Source organism: Halovenus amylolytica, from assembly GCA_004015825.1.
Classification (GTDB): domain Archaea; phylum Halobacteriota; class Halobacteria; order Halobacteriales; family Haloarculaceae; genus Halovenus; species Halovenus amylolytica.
In genome coordinates this window covers 17,687-34,024 of the sequence record SAYS01000016.1, presented here as the reverse complement: position 1 = coordinate 34,024, position 16,338 = coordinate 17,687, and the positions used below count along the sequence as shown (strand labels likewise).

Genomic DNA, 16,338 nt, shown 5'->3' with positions numbered 1-16,338 from the left:
CGAGTCATACTTTTTTGGAATTGTCGAGTGTCAATGGGCCCCACACGAGTGTAATCACATATGAGAGACGTACTTGTATGTATCGCGTCTGATACCGTGGACACAAGAGTTTATTACTCGCGTGAGAGAGAGTAGGTAATGACTACCCGACGGCGTTTTCTTGCAGCGAGTACACTAATGACGGCTGGAGTTACTGGAATGGCAGGCTGTCTTGGCTCCGGAAACTCTGGAGAAGAACAGTCCGAACCAGGAGCAAGCGTCGATACAGAGGACGAGTTTTTGCGATCAGTTGCCGATCCATCGTCACAGATCCCACCGAAGTACTTCGCTGGCTACCAGTACAGGATCAGTGATCTTCTGGAACACGCCGATCCGATCGAGATCCTTCCAGATGTTCAGGGGAGTGTCTCGGCCCGTGCGATCATCGAAACCTTCAATTCACAGTTCGAGGGAATTGTGCTTGCTGATCTCGACCGCATTGTCGGAAGCACGTACAGATCCCAGGGGATCGCTGCAGGACTGGATATCGAAGTTCCGAGTGGCGAAGGAATCCACGTCACAGGAACCTTCGATGCGGCCCCGATTGCCGATTTTTTCAACACGAACGATCTATTCGAATCGGTCGGTGAAGCATCGGGTTTCGAGCAATTTATCAGACAACGAGAACAGATAGACGAGTTCAGAGCCTTCGCAGTCGCAGACGACCAGTTCGTCGCTACACGCCGTACGAATGTTTCGGTCGAACCGGCCGAGGCACTTGCCCTGGAATTCGAGCAGATCGAACGGGAATCAGCACCGATTGTACAGAGTGCGCCTGCATTCGCTGATGTCGTCGCAACGCTAGACGACGGACCAATCCGTGTGGGGGTCGGCTACGCGTTACTGCCGCTTGGCTCCGACACCGGAACAGCAGCCTTCGACGACGTCATCCGGGGGGTCGATGGGACTGGTGTGAGTGCAACGCCGGGCGAGGAGACGGAGTTACAGCGATCGATCAGTTACCTCGATGAGGGGATGGGAAGTGAATCCACGATCCGTGATGCCTTCGAGGCATCTGAGACAGACGAGATTCCGGCCACAGACTGGTCATTCTCGAAGACTGGCGCAACGATCAGTGCCCGGACGACACAAGATGGTACGCTACCTGTAGCGATATTCCGAACAGCACTACAAGTCCCGGGTTACAACGATCTGTTCACACCGATCTCGCCGTCTGATCTCGGTCGGGAGGCCCCGCCCCGGATCTTCTTCCAGCCGATGATCGAAGACGGGATACTGGAGATCAAGCATGCCGGCGGTTCGACTGGCACTGATCTGCAGGTTCGCTACGTTCACGACGGCGAGGTACAGCACGAATTCTGGGACGGAGAGGTATCCGAAGGAGAGACGTTCACGAGCGAACAGACCGTCGATGGCGGAACACAGAGCTGGGTTACCTGGCGGCCCGATACCGTCGACGCCGCAGTGCTCGTCCGATTCGAGACACCATCCTAACTCCCACATTGAAAATCCGGCCGACAGCCCTTTTTTGCCGGTTCGGGACAATACGAGAGTATGAGCCTCAATCTCGACGCCGAACAACTCGACCGCTACTCGCGGCACATCATCATGGACGACGTGGGGCCGGAGGGACAGGCTGCCCTGCTGGATAGCAGTGTCCTCGTGGTGGGGGCCGGTGGGCTGGGCTCGCCAGCCCTGCAGTATCTCGCCGCGGCGGGCGTCGGGACCATCGGGATCGCCGACGACGACGAAGTAGAACTGAGCAATCTCCAGCGACAGGTGATCCACGGCAACGACGACGTCGGCCGGCCGAAAGTCGACAGCGCCCGGGAGTTCATCGCTCGACTGAATCCCGATATCGCCGTCGAAACGTACGAAACACGAGTCAGCCAGGCGAACGTCGACGAACTGATCGACGGTTACGATGTCGTCGTGGATGCGTCGGATAACTTCCCGACCCGCTTTCTGCTCAACGACGCCTGCATGCTCGCCGATATCCCACTCTCGCACGGTGCAGTGTACCGCTTCGAGGGGCAGGCGACGACACTGACCGGGAGTCCCTGCTATCGATGTCTGTTCCCCGAAGCGCCGCCGGAGGGTGCCGTTCCCGACTGTGCAACTGCGGGGGTTCTGGGAGTCGTTCCAGGGACGATCGGTGCGATCCAGGCGACAGAGGTAGTGAAGCTTCTGCTCGAAGAGGGTGAGCCACTCGACGGGCGGTTACTCGCCTACGACGCACGTGACATGGCGATGGAGTTCGTCCCGATCGCTCCCAACCCGGAGTGTCCGGTCTGTGGCGACGAGCCAGCGATCGAGTCAGTTGCCGACGGTGAGTATTCTGGGGCCTGTACGCTCGGCGATTAGAAAGAGACCAGCTTATCCCTCGATCCGTGCGAGCCAGGCGTCGGGATCGTCCAGTTCCGCGTCGGTCGGCAGCATATCGGGTGACTCCCAGACACGGCCGGCAGTTTCGATATCGCGTTGCTCGACGACAGTGTCGAAGAATGATTTGCCGCGTTCGTACTGGCGGCGTTTGACGCTCAGTCCGAGAACTCGCCGGATCAGTTTCTCGACCGGGCCACGACCCTGCCGCCGTTCGTCGAGTTTGCGCCGGAGATCGGCGTACTCGTCGTCGAAGGCTTCGTCCATGATGAGTTCGGCGTACCCCTCGACGGCAGTCATCGTCGTATCGAGTTCGCCGAGCGTCTCACGATCGATGTTGCCAGTCGAAAGATTCTCGACAGCCTCCATCATCGCGGATTCGAGGTGGTCGGGCAGCCACGGGGCGGCACCGAACTCCGCGGCGTGGGTCACTTCGTGGAAGGCGATCCAGCGACGGAACCGCGGGTATGGAACGTCGAGTTGCTCTGCCGCGTTCACGATGTTCGGTCGGACGAAGTACAGTGCGTGGTTGTCGTTGTCGGCAAGCAGCAGTGGATCGTACTGTCCGAGAACGTGATCCGAGAGAAAGGACAGGGCAAAGGCCATCGATCCGGTGTTGACCATCCGGGCGACACCCGGGATGTATTCGGCCTGCTGTTCGATCGGGTCCATCACGCGTTCGAAAGTCTCGACGTTGGCATCGAGCCAGTGGTGGCGGTTCATCACCTCGACGCGCTCCGGGAGATCGAAGTCGAGTTTCGCGACAGCGCGAACGCGGTCGCGGGCGTCACCGACGTCTGTGGCGTACCCCTCGCGTTCTCCCTCGTCCAGATCGAGGTGACCGGGATCGGTCGACTCGCGTGCTGCGTCGACGACAGCCGTCCAGTCGACCGGCCCGTCACCCGCTGCACCAGTTACAGCCCGAACACTTCGATAGAGAGTCATACCTATCACTGAACGGCTACAGAGTAAAGAGTATCCCTACTCGTTTGTCGCGACTTCGACCGACGGCTCGTCTTCGGTATCGATGTCGACGTCGGGCATCTCGTCGTCGCCGCTGAGATATTTGACAGCGGCGGCAGCGGCGATCATGAACAGGAAGACGCCGAGCACTGCGAGACCCTTGTTTCCACCGTCCGAGTCCTCGATTTCGGCCTCCTCGTCCAGTTCGATATCCTCCTCCTCGTCGTCAGTACCGCTGCCGAACGGGAGGTTGGCTGAAAACGAGCCATCGTCCGCGTGGAGTTCGATCAGTGTGATGTTAACCATACTGTTCTTTCGGCTGGCTCTCATTTAGCGGTTGCGACGTTGCCGGTTCTTCGGTGACGAGGCAGTACCGGGCAGCGGGAAATCACGGTTCACAACGCTTTTCGCCAGGAGTACCGGAAAAAGAAGTATGATCGACGAAGGCGACGTGCGTGACCGTCTGCGGACTGTGACCGATCCCGACCTCGGTGACGATATCGTCTCGCTGAATCTGGTCAACGCGATCGATATCGACCACGACGAGTCGGTGATCTACGTGGACCTGGTGCTGGGTGCGCCCTTCTCCCCATCGGAGACCACGATCGCAGCGGACAGCCGTGAGGCACTATCCGACCTCGACTACGATGTCGAACTCTCGGCTTCGGTCGAGGACGACCACGATCCGGAAGACGAGATCCTCCCTCGGGTACAGAATATTATCGCCGTGGCGTCGGGGAAAGGTGGCGTCGGCAAATCGACCATCGCGGTGAATCTCGCGGCCGGGCTCTCGGATCTCGGTGCGCGTGTCGGGCTGTTCGATGCGGACATCTACGGGCCGAACGTGCCCCGCATGGTCGACGCCAACGAGATGCCCTCCGCAACCGAGGACGAGCAGATCATTCCGCCCAAAAAGTTCGGAATGAAGCTGATGAGCATGGATTTCTTGCTTGGCGAGGACGACCCCGTCATCTGGCGTGGCCCGATGGTCCACAAGGTGCTGACTCAACTCTGGGAGGACGTCGACTGGGGCTATCTCGACTACATGGTGATCGATCTGCCACCGGGCACCGGTGACACCCAGCTGACGATGCTCCAGAGTGTGCCGGTCTCGGGGGCGGTGATCGTCACGACACCGCAGGAGGTGGCCCTCGACGACGCTCGCAAGGGACTGGAGATGTTCGGGGAACACGAGACGCCAGTGCTGGGCATCGTCGAGAACATGTCCACGTTCCACTGTCCGGACTGTGGCGGCGAGCATCCGATCTTCGGCAGCGGCGGCGGCCGAACGTTCGCCGACGAGGTCGACCTGCCCTTCCTCGGCGAGATCCCGATCGATCCGGCGATCCGCGAGGGCGGCGACGACGGCGAACCGATGGTGCTCGGCGAGGGGGAGACGAGCGAGGCCCTCAGGGAGTTCACGGGCAAGACCGCGAACATGCAGGGCATCGTCCACCGGCAGGGTCGGTAGGAAAACGAGAGGGCCCGAAAGCGACTCTTTTAGCAGTACATAGGCGCTAAGCCCCCGTCCTCAAGGAGCAACGCAACGAGTGGAGCGAGTGAGTAGCGCAGTAGGGCGGGGATACAGCGTCCCCAGAAATCTCCGATTTCTGGTGTGCGAACGAATCGCTCCGCGATTCGTCAACGCCGTCATCGTCTCGCATACACTGTTCTATTGCAGTCCCACAGGCCCACGGAGTAAACACATTAATGTAGGTACAATGTATACACTCTGATGATGGATAGACACGAAATTGAAGGCCACGAAGTCATCAAAGGCGAAGTGAAAGCCACTGGTAACGGCGCTCACGTTTTTGTCCCGAAAGACTGGCGTGGCGCAGACGTGAAAATCGTCCGAACATCAGAACCCGACGAGTAACTCATGCACTACGCCTACAGGTATCGCCTCCACCCAACAGAAGACCAGCGAGAGACGCTGGACTACCACCGCGATACCTGTCGGCAACTGTACAACCACGCACTCAACGAGTTTGAGAAAATCCCTGAATCGGCGGGAACGCTTAACCAACGAGTGCGTCAAGTCCGTGACCAGCTTACTGACCTCAAGGACTGGTGGGACGAGCTTACCGACCTGTACTCGACAGTCACACAAGCCGCTGTGATGCGAATCGAAGACAGCATCAAAGCTCTCTCACAACTCAAACAGAACGGCTACAACGTCGGGAGCCTCAATTGGAAAGCACCAGACGAGTTCAGGAGTTTCACCTACGTTCAGTCTGGCTTCGAGTTCGATAGAAAGGACGGCCAGACTGTTATCTCACTATCCAAACTTGCAGACATCCCAATCAGTTACCACCGTGAGATTCCCGATGATGTCGCGGTGAAAGAGGTCTGTCTCAAAAAAGAACGGACTGGTGAATGGTACGCTTCCTTCGCTGTCGAAGGCAAAGAAGAGCCACCGAAACCAGCTAATCCTGACCGCTGTATCGGCATTGACGTTGGTATCCTCAAATACGCTCACGATACGGACGGGCGTGCAGTGGGGTCACTTGATTTACAAGATGAACGAGAGCGACTCAAGCGCGAACAACGGTCGCTCTCGCGGAAACAACAGGGGTCAAACAACTGGGAGCAGCAGCGGTTGAGAGTAGCCGAGTGCCACCAGCAAGTCAGGCGGAAACGCCACGACTTCCTGCACAAACTCTCCAACTATTACGCCACAGAGTACGACTTGGTGGCTGTCGAGGACTTGAATGTGAAGTCGATGCTGGAGTCGGCTAGAAACAGTCGGAACACGGCTTCGGCGGCGTGGGACACGTTCACCACGATGCTCCAATATAAGTGCAAGCGAGAGGGCACGCACTTTGTTGAGGTCGAGCCTGCGGGTACGACCAAAGAGTGTGCTTCGTGTGGTGTCGAATCAGACAAACCGTTGTGGGTGCGAGAACACTCGTGTCCTGCCTGTGGGTTCGAGATGGACAGAGATGCAAACGCTGCGCTCAACATTTTATTTCGCGGTTTCGAGAAGCTAGGACTGGGACAGTCCGAAGATACAACGCCTGTGGAGACTGCGCTCCCTATGTTCACGCCATCGGGTGCTTCCGATGTTGTGGATGTACAGCGCGTCGTTGAGACAGGAAGCCCCACCCTCAAGGAAGCCGCGCCAGCGGCTGAGTAGGGTGGGGTAGTTCACACGAACAGCTCAGACGAAGAGGAACAGAACGAGCAGTCCGACGACGAGGACGCCGATCATGATCATCGTCGACTGGCCGATGTCAGCCTGGAGCGCGGGGCGGCCACTGCCGTTGGCCCGGGCTTCGTTCGCTATCCGGATTGGCGTCACGCGTTCGACACTGGCAGCCGGGTTCCGAGCCGCCCACATCGCGGTGTCGGCCGCCCTGACAGCCAGCCGGTCGACTGCGGCGTACAGTTCGGTAACGCCGACGACGACCGACCGAGTGCCGTAGAAGGCCACGCGGTTGTAGACGGCGTCGATATCGGGGACGCGGCCGACCTTCGAGAGTGGCTTTTTGAGGATCGCGAAGCCGATCAGTCCCAGTGCAGCCAGAATCAGCCCCTCGGCGATGTGAGAGACGGTAAATGGGTGGGCCTCGCTCGCACCGCCACCGGGCAAGATGCTGAACAGCGCGTCGGGGTACAGCCCGTAGATGACACACAGCGCCGCGACGGAGACCATCGCCGTCTTCTGGCCGAGATTGAGCCCCGGCCCGGAGACGGTCTGCTGGGCCTCGCCGTGGAAGAAGGCGTAGTAGCCGAACTTGATAAATGACATGAAGGTGCCGACGCCGCCGAGAAGCAGGATGTACCACAGCGCGTCCAGGTGCTCCTTGTGGGCCGCATTGACGACCATCCCCTTGCTGACGAAGCCGTTGAAGCCGGGGAAGCCGGCGATCGACAGCGCCGCGATCCCGAAGACGACCCCTGTCAGTGGCATCTCCCGCCAGAGCCCGCCGAGTTTCTTCAGACTCGACGTGTTCGTCCGGTAGATGATCGCACCGGCACACATGAACAGCAGGCTCTTGTAGAGGATGTGGTTGAAGACGTGTGCGAACGCACCCGAGGTGGCGAGTGCGGTCCCGACACCGACGCCAGCGACCATGTAGCCGACCTGCGACTGGATGTGATAGGAGAGCAGGCGGCGCATATCGTTCTGGAGGAGTGCACTGAAGGCACCGAAGACGGCCATCGCGCCGCCCATGTAGGCCAGCCAGAGGTGTCCGTCCGGAAAGCCACGGTAGAGGCCGTAGACGCCCGTTTTGGTGGTGTAGACACAGAGGAAGACACTCGCGGCGATGTGTGGCCGCGGGTAGGTGTCGGGCAGCCAGACGTGGAAGCCGACGTAGCCGACGTTGACGCCGAACCCGAGCGCGTAGAGGGCTGCCGGAACCCCCGGCGTGATCCCGGCCCCGGTCTCCATGATGAAGGTGCCAGCCTCGACGTAGTGCCAGACAATCCCCGCGAGGATCAGACTCCCGCCGAGGCCGTGCCAGAGCGCGTACCGGAAGCCAGCCCGGACTGCCTCGCCGCCGTAGTGCCAGACCAGCAGTGTGGAGGCGACACCCATCAGTTCGACGAAGAAGACGAAAGAAAGCCAGTCACCGGCGAAGGCAGCACCGATACTAGTTCCGACGTAGCCCAGTGCGAAGGCTGTCTGTTTGTTTTCGGCATCCGTCGCGTAGGAGTAGATGACACCGATCGCACCGATAAAGGCGAAGATCAGCGCCATCAGCCGCGAGAAGTCGTCGACGCTGAACAGGATCGCGTCGAAACCGAGAAACTGGACGTCCAGGTAGTCGCCAGTCGGAATCACTGCGGCCCAGCCGAGGACGCCGAGTGTCGCGGCCAATCCGAGCGCGTGCCCAACACGTCGCGAGAGGAGTGGCAAGAGGAGGGCGACGGCGATGACGACCAGTCCCGGCGGGACGAGGCCGAGCGAACTCATGGCATCACCCCCACGTTGATCGCGACCTCCTGAACGATCTCGAGGAACAGCGCTGTCGCGGGGACGATCCCGAGCGCGAGCGCACCGGTCGCGGCCGCGAGGATCGGCCCGAGCATGAACCAGGTCGATTCGCTCCCGTGCCAGTTGCGCTCGTCCCAGCCACCCGCTGGCGGGCCACCGTGATGATAGTGGTCGTCGTGGTCCACATCGGTATCCGTCTCGTGGTCGGCGTCGTCGTGTTCGTCGTGGTCATCGTCGTTCACGGTGTCACCACCGTCTGCCTTGACAGTCGTGCCATCGACGGGAGTCGACTCACCCGATTCCGAGCCGAACAGCCCGCCGAACGGCGATTCGATCAGCGGTTTCTCGTCGTGTGCGTCGGGACTCTCGAAGAAGGCCTGGTAGACGATCGGCCAGAAGTAGGCGATGTTGAGCATGCCGGAGATCAACAGCACCACCGCGAAGATCTCCTGGCCGGCGCTGACGCTGCCGATCAGCAGATACCACTTGCTGACGAAGCCGGCGACCAGCGGAATCCCCGCCATCCCGGCCGCGGCGACGGCGAAGGCGACCATCGTCAGTGGCATGCGCTTGCCGATCCCGGCCATATCCGAGATGTCGTCGGTGTGCGTCTCGACGTGAATCGCACCCGCACAGAAGAAGAGTGTGAGCTTCATGAACGCGTGGGCGGGGATATGCAGTAAGGCTCCGACGACGGCCTCACCCGAGAGAATCCCGAGGCCGAGCACGATATAGGAGAGCTGGCTGATCGTCGAGTAGGCGAGTCGCCGCTTGAGGTTATCCTTCCGGAGCGCGATGATACTCGCGGTCAGAAGGGTGAACGCGGCGATAGCTGCCAGTGGGAGCCCAACGCCCAGATCCTGCATCGTCCCGGGGCCGAACACGTCGAGCGTGACGCGGGCGATCCCGAACACACCGCTTTTGACGACCGCGACGGCGTGGAGCAGCCCGGAGACCGGCGTCGGCGCAACCATCGCGTCAGGAAGCCAGGAGTGCATCGGCATCAGTGCGGCCTTGACGCCGAACCCGCCGGCAAGCAGCGCGAAGGCGAGGCGTGCGAGTGCTGGATCGGCGTCGGCGAGTTCCCCGATCCCGCCCGGTGTGAACGACGTCGTGCCCGCCATCGAGAAGACGAGCACCGTTCCTGCGAGGACTGCAACCCCGCCGATAAACGTGTAGGTGAGGTATTTCCGGCCGGCAGCGCGTGCTTCCGCCGTCTCGTCGTGGGCGACGAGCGGGTAGGTCGCGACGGTCAGCAGTTCGTAGAAGATAAACAGCGTGATCAGGTTGCCAGCGAAGGCGACACCGATCGCAGTGCTCACACTCGCCGCGAAGGAGGCGAAGTATCGCGTCTGCGAGTCCTCGCTGAGTCCGCGCATGTAGCCGATGCTGTAGAAACTCGTGATGACCCACAGCGCGCTCGCGAGCAGGCCAAACAGGAGTCCGAGTGGGTCGACCCGCAGGACGAAACTGATATCAGCGACGTAGGCACCGATGTCCGTGACGTAGACCGTCCCGTCGAGCACACCGGGCACCATGCTGCCGACGATCGCGACTTTGGCGAGTGCGACCAGAATCGTCCAGAACTCCCTGAGGTTCTGCCGACGATAGGAGCCGACGATCAGCGGGATCGCGACCGCGGAGACGAGCACCGCCGCGAGCGGCCGGAGGGAGGCGACGTCGCTCATCAGCCGAACACCTCCACGAGCGTCGGTTCGAGGAAGCTCTCGATTGCACTCCCGGCGAAGCCGAGTGTCACCGCAGCGACAGCAGCGACCACGACGACAGCGACCATCTCCGGAGAGGCACCCGCTGACGAGTGGATTTCTTCGCCACCGTCAGCCGACACACCGTCGCCGACGTCGACTGCGACAGCGCCATCCGAGGACGGTTCGACCGCAGGCTGGGCGAAATACATCCGCTCGATGATCCGCGCGAAGTAGGCGAGTGTCAACACAGTGCTGGCAAAAATGACCGCCGCGATCGGCCACGTGCCGGTCTCGACAGCACCGACGGCGATGTAGAACTTTCCGACGAAGCCGACACTCGGCGGGACACCGACCAGCGAGAGGCCGAGCACGGCGACCAGTCCCGCCGACAGCGGTGCGCGGCTGGCGAGGCCGGCGTACTCGTCGATGCTCCGCGCCCCGGTCTGTGCGGCGACGACGCCGACCGCCGCGAACAGTCCGCCTTTCAGCACTGCGTGGCCGATCAGGTGGATGACACCACCGACTGCCGCCGACTGCGAGAGGAGGGCAAAGCCTGCGACGACCATCCCGAACTGCGAGACGGAGGAGTACGCGAGCATGCGTTTGAGATCGCGCTGGAGGACTGCGAGCACGCTGCCTGCGATAATACTGACTGCAGCCGCGTAGACGAGTGCGGTCTGTGCGATTGGGTTGGCAGTGAAGAATTCGGGGGTGAAGACGGTGTAGAGGACGCGGGCAACGGCGTAGGCGGCGACCGTCGAGACGAGCGCGGAGATGTAGACGCTGACGCTGTCGGGTGCATTCGAGTACGCGCCAGGCTGCCAGGTGTGGACCGGGAACAGCGCCACCTTGACGAGCAATCCAGTGACGAGCAGGCCGAACGCACCCAGGACCAGCCGCGAGCCGTAGCCAGCGGCTGCCAGCTGTTCCGAGAGATCGACCATATTCAGCGTCCCCGTCGCGATGTAGGCGTAGCCCGCACCGAGGAGGAACAGCGAGGCACCGATCGTCCCCAGGATGAGGTATTTCAGTCCTGCCACGGCGCTTTCCGTCGAATCGCCGCTCGCGACCAGCGCGTAGGCTGCCAGACCCGTGATTTCGAGGAAGACGTACATGTTGAAGATGTCCCCCGTCAACGTCACGCCTGCCAGTCCACCGACAAGGAGCAGGTAGAGAGTGTAGAAGGCATTTCCGCGTGGGCCTGCCTGGCGTGCGTAGACGACGACCGCGAGTGAGACAGTGGCGACCAGAACGATTACCGGTGCGGAGAGCCCATCCGCGACGAGTTCGATCCCCTCCGGTGGAGTGAAGCCGGCGAGTTCGTACCGCTGTGTCCCGTCCTGGACGACGGTGTACAGGATCGCGAGCGCAGTCCCCAACTGTGCGAGACAGGTCAGGGCGGCGACTGTCCAGCCCGACCGGTCGAACCGCAGGCCGGCAATCATCGAGAGCATCGCCCCAAAAATCGGTACAACCACCGCCAGAACGATTGCGTCAGTCATCGGTTTCCATCTCCGTTATCACGTCTTCTCTGAGTGTCCCGTACTCGCTGTAGATCCGGATAATGAGCGTCAGCGCGACGGCCGTCAGGCTCACCCCGACGACGATCGCAGTCAGGATGAGGACGTGTGGCAGCGGGCTGACGTAGGTTTCGACACCCTCCTGGATCACCGGCGGCTCGCCGCCCTCGACGAAGGCGGTCGTGATGAAAAACAGGAAGATCCCCGTCTGGAAGAGGTTCATCCCGATCACCTTCTTGACGAGGTTCCGGTCGCCGATGACCATGTACAGTCCGCCGGCCATCAGCAAGATTGCCGCGATGTAGTTGTACTTCGTCGTCAGGAGGTCGATCATTGTTGTCCCTCCGTGTACTCGAAGCCACGGGCAATGGCGAAAAAGAGCCCGGAGATGACGCTGGCGACGATCGCCCCGATCCCGAGCTCGACGCCCTCGATCCCGTATTTTGGTGCCTTCTTGAATCCGTAGGCACTGTATTCGAGGAAGGTCCCGTCCAGCAGGAGTGGGCCGACGCCGATGAAGAGGAAAGCGAGGACACCCCCGGTCGCCAGCAGGACGATGGCGGTGTTTTTGAACCACCGCTGTGTCGGTTCGATCCCGAACGCGAAAGCGAGCATCAACACCATCGCGGCGACGATCGCACCGCCCTGGAAGCCCCCGCCCGAAGACGACGCGCCGTGGAACATGACGAACAGTCCGTAGGTGAACACGAAGGGGGCGACGACCCTGACGGTAGTCATAATGACGCTACTCTCCGTGTACGGGCGTTCTACTCGTTCTGTCTCTGGATTATGATTGCTCATGTGAACTGTTCCTCCCTGATGATGACGAGGACTGCAACACCCGCAGCGAAGACGACGACCGCCTCGCCGAAGGTGTCGAAGCCACGGAACGCGGCGAGGACGGCCGTCACGACGTTTTCGACGCCGGTCTCCGCGTAGCCGCTTTCGAGATAGAACTGCGTTACGTCATCTGCCCAGGCGGGTGCGCTGGGATCACCGATCGCCGGCATCGCCGGCACCGTCCAGAGCAATGCGCCGGCGAAGAGGACGGCTACACCCGCAGCCGGCCAGTTGATCGGCGTGAACACCGAATCCTCGCTCGGCCGGACAGTCTTCGTCAGCGTCAGAATGAACAGGATCGTCGTCACACCGGCACCGATCGCCGCCTCCGTGAGTGCGACATCGGGTGCCTGCAGCGTGAGCCACAACATTGCGAGACCGAGACTGTACGCACCGAAGGCGACGATCGCTGCCAGGACATCCCGCAGAAGGATCGTCGCGACCGCGCTCACGAGGACGAACCCGAGCAACGCCGCTTCGAGCAGCGTGATCACTCCTCGTCACCCCCGAGGACCCACGGCGCGATCCCCTGGTCGTGTGCCGCGCGGGTGATCGCGTGTGTCGCCGTCGGTGTCGTAATCAGCATAAACACCGCGAGCAAGCCGAGTTTGATGCGGGGCACCCCGGACTGGAACACGACCGCGACGCCAGCGAGGGTGAGGAGGGTGCCGAGTGTATCCGCTTTCGATGTAGCGTGTGCACGTGTGTAGAGATCCGGTAGTCGGATGAGGCCAACGGCGGCGACGATGGTAAAGAACAGGCCGACGACGACGAGCGCGACGGCACTCCAGGCCAGCAGGCTCATAGGACACCCCCGCGTTCGACCGTGAACTTCGAGATCGCGATGCTCATCAGGAAGTTCAGGAGTGCATAGACGATCGCGATATCCAGAAACGCCGGCTGGTCGAAGACGGCCGCAATCAGCGCGATGATGAGCACGGTCGTCGTCCCGACAGCGTTGACGCCGATCACGCGATCCTGTGTCGTCGGACCCTGGATGACGCGGTACATCGCGACGATCGCAGTCAGGATGAACGCACCGACCAGCGCCAGGAAGACGTCACCGACGAGTCCCTCACTGACGAGTGTCATACTGAATCAGCCTCCTCGGTGGCCGGCGGTGACTCCTGGTCGTCGGCTGATTCGTCGGCCTGTCCACGTTCGCGCAGTGAGGCGATTCTGAACCCACCTCGGCCGAAGAAGACGAACCTGACCCAGCGTTCGAGATCGCCGTCGTAGAGGCCATCTCTGGAGGACTGGGAGAAGGCGTGGACGTAAAACTCCCGATCCCGGATGTCGATCGTCACCGTCCCCGGCGTCAGCGTGATGCTGTTTGCCAGGAGCGTCACCGGGAGCCCGATCGGCACTGCGGGGCGGATCCGCTCGACGCTGGGGTCGATCGGAAGCGACGGATGGAGCACGATGTAGGCGACCTGGAGATTCGCCTTCGCGATCTCCCAGAGCAGGAAAGGAAAATAGACGAGCAGTCGGCCGATCGTTCGCAGGGCACGGAGCGGTCGGAAATCGCCACTGAACGTGATTCCGGAGAGGACTGCGGCGACGATGCCCGCGCTGATGGCACCAGTCGCGTAGTCGAACGTCCCGCTGAAACCGCCCAGGAACTGGTAGAACAAAAAGGAGAGAACGAAGGTTCCGAGAAACGTGCCGATGTTGATACCGCCGGTGAGGAGTTGCCGCCCGCGGATCTCCCGTTCGACCGGTGCCGTTTCGTACGTGATATCGTCGAGACGGTCGAGTTCGGCCTCGATCGGGCTCAGGAGCGGCCCCTGTCCGTCGGGGTTGTACTCCGGATCGAAGACGATGTGATCGAGGTCGTGCTCGCGGGCGTACTCGACGAGCGAATCGGCGTAATCCCGGTAGCTGAACAGATACTCTTCTGTCGCGATAAGCGCCGTCGTAACCGACATGGGTACCTCCTCGTCGGGTTCGAGATCCAGATCTTCGCGGACCCAGGTCTGGATGCGATCGAGCAGCTCTTCGGCAGCCTCGGCCGCCTCCTCGTCGAGTTGCCGGGTCTGCCAGTGGGTCGGAAAAACGAAGTGGACCGAGCCGTCTTCGGAAGCCTCGGTCAGCTCGCGGACGGCGTAGGCAACAGTGTTCCGGAGTGTGACCGAATCGCCCACGGGGACGAGGATCCGCGGGCCGGATGTTCCACTCATTGTATTATTGATCTGTGTCCCAAGAGTTAACAGTAACTATCTCGCGACAGTCCGGTTGCCGTATTCTGGCTGAGAAAACGGTCACAGCGCCCCATCTTCGATGGAGTTTCGGAAATAATTAACGCGCCCCCGACGAATGCAGCGTATGGAACCAGGCCGGATCGACGCTCTTATCGATCTTTCGTACGGTGTATTGATTTTCATTGCTGTTGTGCTCATGGCAGTGGTCGGTCAGCAGACCGGGATCGCATTCGCACTCGGGGTGCTCGTCTCGTATGCGCTACACGTCGTCTGGAAGATGGGACGGTTCGATCCGGAGTGGATGACGGAGGCTGTCGAGGAAACTGTCGAGACGACAGTCGAAGACACCGTCGGCGAGCAGGTAGACGAAAGTGTCGAACGGAGCGTCGGCGAGGCTGTCGAAAAACAGGTCGAAGCGAGCGTCGGTGAAACGGTCGAACAGACCGTCGAGGACACCGTTGGCGAAACTGTCGAGAAGACTGTCGAGGATACCGTCGGCGACAAAGTCGAGAAGACTGTCGAGGATACCGTCGGCGACAAAGTCGAGGAGACTGTCGAGGATACCGTCGGCGACAAAGTCGAGGAGACTGTCGAGGATACCGTCGGCGACAAAGTCGAGGAGACTGTCGAGGATACCGTCGAGGACACTGTCGGCGAGACCGTCGAGGGGTCAGTCGAGAAGACTGTCGAGGAGACTGTCGAACAGACAGTTCCTGAAACTGTCGAAGGGTCGGTCGAAAAAACCGTGGAGAAGACAGTCGAAGACAAAGTCGAGGAGGCTGTCGAGAAAACTGTCGAAGAGACCGTCGGCGACAAAGTCGAGGAGACTGTCGAGAAAACTGTCGAAGAGACCGTCGGCGACAAAGTCGAGGAGACTGTCGAAGATACAGTCGAGGAGACAGTCGGCGACACAGTGGAAGATTCAGTCGAGAACGCAGTCGAAGAGAAAGTCGAAAAGGCAGTCGACGAGAAGATCCAGGACTCCGGTGAGACAGACGGCGAAACCCAATCCGACAGATAGGAACGCGATTGCTCCCGTAGTGTCTTTCGAACTGGCGTCGAGATTGCCTCTGTGACACCGAACAGTTGCGTCACCCAAGTAGGAAGATTCTTCCGCGTCGATGTCCCATCAGTGGACATGGACGAATACACCGTCACCGGACGCTGGAACGCTCGGGATGGATGGCAGTCCTTCGAGAAGGCACTCGAAGCGGAAAATGAAGACGTTGCAGTCGAACACGTCTACGCCGAGTTCGGCTCGCGCCACGGCCTGAACCGTACACAGGTCGAGATCGCGGAGGTGTCAGCATGAGCCTCGGTGGTGGCGGCGGCGGCGGACAGATGCAGCAGGTCGCACAGCAGATCGAGGAACTCGAACAGCACAAGGAGGCCCTGCAGGGCGAAATCGACGGGCTCCAGCAGGAGAAACGCGAGATCGACGAGGCCATCGAGGCGATCGAAACGCTCGATTCGGGCTCGACCGTGCAGGTCCCGCTCGGCGGCGGCGCGTACCTCCGCGCCGAAGTGCAGGACATCGATGAAGTGATCGTCGACCTCGGCGCCGACTACGCCGCAGAGCGTGACCAGGAGGGCGCGAAGAGTTCGCTCGAATCCAAGAAAGACACGCTCGACGATCGGATCGAGGACATCCAGTCCGACATCGCGGAGATCGAGACCGAAACCGAACAGCTCGAACAAAAGGCAGAGCAGATGCAGGCCCAGCAGATGCAGCAGATGCAGCAGCAACAACAGCAGCAACAAGACGAGTAACTTTCCGC

Annotated in this window: 19 protein-coding genes; 8 read left to right on the top strand and 11 right to left on the bottom strand. The window is 60.9% G+C overall.

Going from position 1 to position 16,338, the window contains the following annotated elements:
* Nucleotides 1-177 precede the first annotated feature (177 nt).
* Both EOW68_RS12880 and ubaA read left to right on the top strand, forming a co-directional pair.
* Nucleotides 178-1,494: a hypothetical protein gene (locus EOW68_RS12880; protein WP_128225573.1), complete on the top strand. Its 1,317-nt coding sequence runs from the start codon at nt 178-180 to the stop codon at nt 1,492-1,494.
* A 60-nt stretch (nt 1,495-1,554) separates the two neighbouring features.
* A complete protein-coding gene (ubaA, locus tag EOW68_RS12875) occupies nt 1,555-2,364 on the top strand; it encodes an SAMP-activating enzyme E1 (protein ID WP_128225572.1) in 810 nt (269 codons plus the stop codon).
* Between the two features lie 12 nt (nt 2,365-2,376).
* Here the strand turns inward: ubaA and EOW68_RS12870 are convergent, their stop codons facing one another.
* Together EOW68_RS12870 and EOW68_RS12865 are read right to left on the bottom strand one after the other, a co-directional pair.
* Nucleotides 2,377-3,327, bottom strand: a complete 951-nt coding sequence (locus EOW68_RS12870; RefSeq protein ID WP_128225571.1) for a zinc-dependent metalloprotease — start codon at nt 3,325-3,327, stop codon at nt 2,377-2,379.
* A 36-nt stretch (nt 3,328-3,363) separates the two neighbouring features.
* Nucleotides 3,364-3,651, bottom strand: coding sequence for a hypothetical protein (locus EOW68_RS12865; RefSeq protein WP_128225570.1), 288 nt, complete (start codon nt 3,649-3,651; stop codon nt 3,364-3,366).
* 130 nt (nt 3,652-3,781) lie between these two features.
* Here EOW68_RS12865 and EOW68_RS12860 point away from each other — a divergent pair, with 130 nt between their 5' ends.
* The 3 genes from EOW68_RS12860 to EOW68_RS12850 all read left to right on the top strand — a co-directional run bounded on the left by EOW68_RS12860 (nt 3,782) and on the right by EOW68_RS12850 (nt 6,484).
* The gene (locus EOW68_RS12860; RefSeq protein ID WP_128225675.1) at nt 3,782-4,816 is read left to right on the top strand and encodes an Mrp/NBP35 family ATP-binding protein; all 1,035 of its coding nucleotides are present in this window, start codon (nt 3,782-3,784) and stop codon (nt 4,814-4,816) included.
* A 267-nt stretch (nt 4,817-5,083) separates the two neighbouring features.
* Nucleotides 5,084-5,224 carry a DUF2080 family transposase-associated protein gene (locus EOW68_RS12855; protein ID WP_128225674.1) on the top strand — a complete coding sequence of 47 codons (141 nt, stop codon included), beginning with the start codon at nt 5,084-5,086 and terminating at the stop codon, nt 5,222-5,224.
* Between the two features lie 3 nt (nt 5,225-5,227).
* Nucleotides 5,228-6,484 carry an RNA-guided endonuclease InsQ/TnpB family protein gene (locus tag EOW68_RS12850; RefSeq protein ID WP_128225569.1) on the top strand — a complete coding sequence of 419 codons (1,257 nt, stop codon included), beginning with the start codon at nt 5,228-5,230 and terminating at the stop codon, nt 6,482-6,484.
* Between the two features lie 24 nt (nt 6,485-6,508).
* On the opposite strand, the gene EOW68_RS12845 is transcribed toward EOW68_RS12850, so the two are convergent.
* From EOW68_RS12845 to EOW68_RS12805, 9 genes are read right to left on the bottom strand one after another with little or no spacing between them, the layout of a single operon-like run.
* Nucleotides 6,509-8,269 (bottom strand): Na(+)/H(+) antiporter subunit D, encoded by a 1,761-nt coding sequence (locus EOW68_RS12845; protein WP_128225568.1) that lies wholly within the window; start codon nt 8,267-8,269, stop codon nt 6,509-6,511.
* A complete protein-coding gene (locus tag EOW68_RS12840; RefSeq protein WP_128225567.1) occupies nt 8,266-9,978 on the bottom strand; it encodes a cation:proton antiporter in 1,713 nt (570 codons plus the stop codon). The genes EOW68_RS12845 and EOW68_RS12840 overlap by 4 nt, the downstream gene beginning before the upstream one ends.
* The gene (locus tag EOW68_RS12835; protein ID WP_128225566.1) at nt 9,978-11,501 is read right to left on the bottom strand and encodes a monovalent cation/H+ antiporter subunit D family protein; all 1,524 of its coding nucleotides are present in this window, start codon (nt 11,499-11,501) and stop codon (nt 9,978-9,980) included. The genes EOW68_RS12840 and EOW68_RS12835 overlap by 1 nt, the downstream gene beginning before the upstream one ends.
* Nucleotides 11,494-11,853, bottom strand: coding sequence for a cation:proton antiporter subunit C (locus EOW68_RS12830; protein WP_128225565.1), 360 nt, complete (start codon nt 11,851-11,853; stop codon nt 11,494-11,496). The genes EOW68_RS12835 and EOW68_RS12830 overlap by 8 nt, the downstream gene beginning before the upstream one ends.
* Nucleotides 11,850-12,320 carry an MnhB domain-containing protein gene (locus tag EOW68_RS12825; RefSeq protein WP_128225564.1) on the bottom strand — a complete coding sequence of 157 codons (471 nt, stop codon included), beginning with the start codon at nt 12,318-12,320 and terminating at the stop codon, nt 11,850-11,852. The genes EOW68_RS12830 and EOW68_RS12825 overlap by 4 nt, the downstream gene beginning before the upstream one ends.
* On the bottom strand, nt 12,317-12,853 hold the full coding sequence (locus tag EOW68_RS12820) for a DUF4040 domain-containing protein (RefSeq protein ID WP_128225563.1): 537 nt from the start codon (nt 12,851-12,853) through the stop codon (nt 12,317-12,319). The genes EOW68_RS12825 and EOW68_RS12820 overlap by 4 nt, the downstream gene beginning before the upstream one ends.
* Entirely contained in the window at nt 12,850-13,164 is a 315-nt protein-coding gene (mnhG, locus tag EOW68_RS12815) for a monovalent cation/H(+) antiporter subunit G (protein ID WP_128225562.1), read from the bottom strand. Before mnhG ends, EOW68_RS12820 begins: the two co-directional genes overlap by 4 nt.
* Nucleotides 13,161-13,451, bottom strand: coding sequence for a cation:proton antiporter (locus EOW68_RS12810; protein ID WP_128225561.1), 291 nt, complete (start codon nt 13,449-13,451; stop codon nt 13,161-13,163). The genes mnhG and EOW68_RS12810 overlap by 4 nt, the downstream gene beginning before the upstream one ends.
* The gene (locus EOW68_RS12805; RefSeq protein WP_128225560.1) at nt 13,448-14,539 is read right to left on the bottom strand and encodes a monovalent cation/H+ antiporter subunit E; all 1,092 of its coding nucleotides are present in this window, start codon (nt 14,537-14,539) and stop codon (nt 13,448-13,450) included. The genes EOW68_RS12810 and EOW68_RS12805 overlap by 4 nt, the downstream gene beginning before the upstream one ends.
* Before the next feature lie 145 nt (nt 14,540-14,684).
* On the opposite strand from EOW68_RS12805, the gene EOW68_RS12800 reads away from it, so the two are divergent.
* From EOW68_RS12800 to pfdA, 3 genes are all read left to right on the top strand, one after another.
* Nucleotides 14,685-15,581: a hypothetical protein gene (locus tag EOW68_RS12800; protein WP_128225559.1), complete on the top strand. Its 897-nt coding sequence runs from the start codon at nt 14,685-14,687 to the stop codon at nt 15,579-15,581.
* A gap of 117 nt (nt 15,582-15,698) precedes the next feature.
* Entirely contained in the window at nt 15,699-15,872 is a 174-nt protein-coding gene (rpl18a, locus tag EOW68_RS12795) for a 50S ribosomal protein L18Ae (protein WP_128225558.1), read from the top strand.
* Nucleotides 15,869-16,330 carry a prefoldin subunit alpha gene (gene pfdA, locus EOW68_RS12790; protein ID WP_128225557.1) on the top strand — a complete coding sequence of 154 codons (462 nt, stop codon included), beginning with the start codon at nt 15,869-15,871 and terminating at the stop codon, nt 16,328-16,330. The genes rpl18a and pfdA overlap by 4 nt, the downstream gene beginning before the upstream one ends.
* Nucleotides 16,331-16,338 lie beyond the last annotated feature (8 nt).

Coding starts and splice junctions, on each gene's coding strand:
- EOW68_RS12880 (WP_128225573.1), top strand. CDS start 178: ATGACGGCTGGAGTTACTGGAATGGCAGGCTGTCTTGGCTCCGGAAAC.
- ubaA (WP_128225572.1), top strand. CDS start 1,555: ATGAGCCTCAATCTCGACGCCGAACAACTCGACCGCTACTCGCGGCAC.
- EOW68_RS12870 (WP_128225571.1), bottom strand. CDS start 3,327: ATGACTCTCTATCGAAGTGTTCGGGCTGTAACTGGTGCAGCGGGTGAC.
- EOW68_RS12865 (WP_128225570.1), bottom strand. CDS start 3,651: ATGGTTAACATCACACTGATCGAACTCCACGCGGACGATGGCTCGTTT.
- EOW68_RS12855 (WP_128225674.1), top strand. CDS start 5,084: ATGGATAGACACGAAATTGAAGGCCACGAAGTCATCAAAGGCGAAGTG.
- EOW68_RS12850 (WP_128225569.1), top strand. CDS start 5,228: ATGCACTACGCCTACAGGTATCGCCTCCACCCAACAGAAGACCAGCGA.
- EOW68_RS12845 (WP_128225568.1), bottom strand. CDS start 8,269: ATGAGTTCGCTCGGCCTCGTCCCGCCGGGACTGGTCGTCATCGCCGTC.
- EOW68_RS12840 (WP_128225567.1), bottom strand. CDS start 9,978: ATGAGCGACGTCGCCTCCCTCCGGCCGCTCGCGGCGGTGCTCGTCTCC.
- EOW68_RS12835 (WP_128225566.1), bottom strand. CDS start 11,501: ATGACTGACGCAATCGTTCTGGCGGTGGTTGTACCGATTTTTGGGGCG.
- EOW68_RS12830 (WP_128225565.1), bottom strand. CDS start 11,853: ATGATCGACCTCCTGACGACGAAGTACAACTACATCGCGGCAATCTTG.
- EOW68_RS12825 (WP_128225564.1), bottom strand. CDS start 12,320: ATGAGCAATCATAATCCAGAGACAGAACGAGTAGAACGCCCGTACACG.
- mnhG (WP_128225562.1), bottom strand. CDS start 13,164: ATGAGCCTGCTGGCCTGGAGTGCCGTCGCGCTCGTCGTCGTCGGCCTG.
- EOW68_RS12810 (WP_128225561.1), bottom strand. CDS start 13,451: ATGACACTCGTCAGTGAGGGACTCGTCGGTGACGTCTTCCTGGCGCTG.
- EOW68_RS12805 (WP_128225560.1), bottom strand. CDS start 14,539: ATGAGTGGAACATCCGGCCCGCGGATCCTCGTCCCCGTGGGCGATTCG.
- EOW68_RS12800 (WP_128225559.1), top strand. CDS start 14,685: ATGGAACCAGGCCGGATCGACGCTCTTATCGATCTTTCGTACGGTGTA.
- rpl18a (WP_128225558.1), top strand. CDS start 15,699: ATGGACGAATACACCGTCACCGGACGCTGGAACGCTCGGGATGGATGG.
- pfdA (WP_128225557.1), top strand. CDS start 15,869: ATGAGCCTCGGTGGTGGCGGCGGCGGCGGACAGATGCAGCAGGTCGCA.